This window comes from Paucibacter sp. XJ19-41 (assembly GCF_028462495.1).
Taxonomy (GTDB): domain Bacteria; phylum Pseudomonadota; class Gammaproteobacteria; order Burkholderiales; family Burkholderiaceae_C; genus Roseateles_E.
In genome coordinates, this window is the sequence record NZ_JAQOWX010000268.1 from 1 (window position 1) to 1,273 (window position 1,273).

Below are 1,273 nucleotides of genomic sequence, written 5' to 3' on the forward strand. Positions count from 1 at the left end.
TGTAGCGGTGCAGGCTCTTCTCCACCGTGCCCATATCCGCCAGGCAGAGCTCGGTCTGGATCACCTCGATGTCGGAGATCGGGTCGACGCGGCCATTGACGTGGACCACATTGCCGTCCTCGAAGCAGCGCACCACATTGACGATGGCATCGGTCTCGCGGATGTGCGAGAGGAACTTGTTGCCCAGGCCTTCGCCCTTGGAGGCGCCCGCCACCAGGCCGGCGATGTCGACAAACTCGACCACGGCCGGCACCACGCGCTCGGGCTGGACGATCTCGGCCAGCTGCTGCAGGCGCGGGTCGGGCAGCTCCACGATGCCCACATTGGGCTCGATGGTGCAGAAGGGGTAGTTCTCGGCGGCGATGCCGGCCTTGGTCAGGGCGTTGAACAGGGTGGACTTGCCCACATTGGGCAGGCCCACGATGCCGCATTTGAGGCTCATGGGGGAACTTTCGCTGGGGCCGGATGGCAAAACGGGCATTTTAATCGCCCCCGGCCGCCGCGCCGGTGCCTCCTACAAGGCGCGCCATGGAAAGAGTCGACCTCCTGGTGCGTGGTGAGGGCTGTGTAGGCCGGGCTTTGGCGCTGGCGCTGGGCGCCCAGGGGCTGCGCGTGGCCCTTCTCGGCAGCGCGGCCGCAGCGCGTGATGAGGATTTGCGCACCTATGCGCTGAATGCCGCCTCGGTGGCTTTGCTGCGCGAACTCAGGGTGTGGGACGCGCTGCCGCCGGATGCCATCAGCCCGGTCTATGAAATGCAGGTGCAGGGCGATCAGGCGGCCGGCCAGCTGGCATTCTCGGCCTGGCAGCAAGGCGTACGCGAGCTGGCCTATATCGTCGATGCCGGCGCGCTGGATCAGCAGCTGGGCGTGGCGGTCGGCTTTGCGCCCCATGTGCGGCGCGTGAGCCAGCCGGTGCCGGCCGAGCTGCAGGCCTTGTGCGAGGGGCGCGATTCGGCCGGCCGCGCCGCGCTGGGCCTGCGCTTTGACAAGCAGGCCTACGGCCACCATGCGATCGCGGCCCGCCTGGTCGCGGATCGGCCGCACCAGGGCGTCGCGCGGCAATGGTTCCGCTCACCCGATGTGCTGGCCCTGCTGCCCTTCGAGCGGCCGGCGCCGGCCCGCTCTTACGGCCTGGTGTGGTCGCTGCCTGAGGCCCGGGCGGCCGAATTGCTGGCGGCCAGCGATGCCGAGTTCGAACAAGCCTTGATGGCAGCCACGGGCGGCGAGGCTGGAGCGCTGCGCCTGAGCGGCGCGCGCGCCGCCTGGCCGCTGG

At 69.4% G+C, this 1,273-nt stretch carries 1 protein-coding gene and 1 pseudogene; one reads left to right on the forward strand and one right to left on the reverse strand.

The genetic code is table 11. From position 1 onward, the window contains the following. A partial coding sequence (locus PO768_RS28860) for a GTPase (RefSeq protein WP_272648799.1) occupies positions 1-442 on the reverse strand: 442 nt, incomplete at its 3' end. An 86-nt stretch (positions 443-528) separates the two neighbouring features. Here PO768_RS28860 and PO768_RS28865 point away from each other — a divergent pair. Then, a pseudogene (locus tag PO768_RS28865) lies at positions 529-1,273 on the forward strand (FAD-dependent monooxygenase); the annotation flags it as partial.